Origin of the sequence: Mesorhizobium carmichaelinearum (assembly GCF_900199455.1) — a bacterium.
Taxonomy (GTDB): domain Bacteria; phylum Pseudomonadota; class Alphaproteobacteria; order Rhizobiales; family Rhizobiaceae; genus Mesorhizobium; species Mesorhizobium carmichaelinearum.
Window position 1 is genome coordinate 1 of sequence record NZ_FZQR01000107.1, and the last position, 1,544, is coordinate 1,544.

The 1,544-nt window shown below is 61.7% G+C and carries 1 protein-coding gene; it reads right to left on the reverse strand.

Annotated features, from left to right (window positions below; all coding sequences use genetic code 11):
• Positions 1–326: 326 nt before the first annotated feature.
• Positions 327–1,436 (reverse strand): IS110 family RNA-guided transposase, encoded by a 1,110-nt coding sequence (locus CKW40_RS42165; protein ID WP_095205374.1) that lies wholly within the window; start codon positions 1,434–1,436, stop codon positions 327–329.
• Positions 1,437–1,544: the final 108 nt, after the last annotated feature.

The window sequence follows — 1,544 nt, forward strand, 5'->3', positions numbered from 1 at the left end:
CTCTCATGTTCGCTGTTTCAAGTCGCAGGTGTGAAAAATCGTTCGCTTGCCATGGGCAAGCGTTGTGGCGAAATGGCTGCTCTGGGCAAGGCAGGAGGCACGGTCAATGAACGACGGTTGATCATGCTCTGATACGCGGGTTGGTTACCGCAGGACCTGATGCGTCGCGGAGCTGCCTCGGTCTAGGATCCAGCGTCGGATTGTGACCCGGCTGATAGTGGAAGCGAGGGTTCTCCTGCCGTGACCGTGCCTCCGGCCTTACCCAGGCGCAGATGGCTCAAAACTATTCGCTCCTCCTTTGATGCCTTTGGTTCATCGCACGGCGGTTAGTTCGTCGGCTGCGGCACTTGAACTGCGATTGCCCAGACGAAGCCGGCCAGTTCGCGAGCGATCGCCGTAGTCACGGTGGTGGCCGGCTTGCCGGCTCTGGTGAGCTTTCGGTAACGGCCGCACAGTCGCAGCTGAGCCTTCCATGCCGTATCGCGGATCGGCTTGGGCAGCCCCTCCTGCCGGAGCAATTGTTCACGGCTGATCCTTGCAGGGAACCGATAGCTCCAGGCAGCCTCGATCAGCATTCGCCGGGCGGTTCCGTTGCCTGCTTTCGTTACGCCGCCCTGACGCCTGGTTCCGCCGCTGGAATGTTCCGAAGGGACCAGACCGAGATAGGCCATGAGTTGGCGAGGATTGCCGAAGCGAGTGATGTCGCCGAGTTCCGCGATCACGGTCGCGGCCGTCACAAGGGCCATTCCGCGAAGCGCCTGCAGGGCGTGGACCACTGGCGCCAATGCCCAGTCCACGAGCATGGCCTCGATCTGTGCCGTCAGCCGATCACGACGGGCCGTTGCGGCTTCGATCGTTGACATACAATCTTCCAGGACGATGTGATGGGCGGGTTGTTCAAACCGTAGCCCAGCCAGCCAGCGGCGATGCATCTGCGTCCATGCGGGACGATTATAGTGGAAACCGTGACGCAACAGAAATCCGGAGAGCTGCTGGCGGGCCTGTCGCAAGCTACGAACCGCGGCCAGGCGTGCGCGAACCAGATCGCGCATTGCCTCATGGGCAAGGTCGGGAATCCATACCGGCGTCAGTTCGCCGGCCCGATGTAGCTTCGCCAGATTGACGGCGTCACGACGGTCCGTCTTGATCCGATCTCCCGGCTTGCGAGGGATCAGCGACGGCGCGACCACCACACAATCGTGCCCCGCCGCGCTCAGCTGCCGCTGAATGCTGTAGCCGCACGGTCCAGCTTCGTAGCAGAAGCGCAGCACCGCTCCCGGCTGGGAGAGCTTGCTCAAAAGGCGCGTCAATGCCGCAGGCGTATTCGATATCCGCCCGTGTTCGCGAACCTCCCCGCGCCGGTCTCCAACTGCTAGAGCGACCGAAATCGTCTCTTTGTGAACATCCAAACCGATGTAGGTGATATGCTCGTCCATGGCCCGTCTCCTATGCATGAGGCTCGGCGCCGGGATATCCAGCGCAACCCTCGATAACCTGCATACTGTGAGACGGGTCGCCCTACCTCAGGCGAACATGTGGTCTAG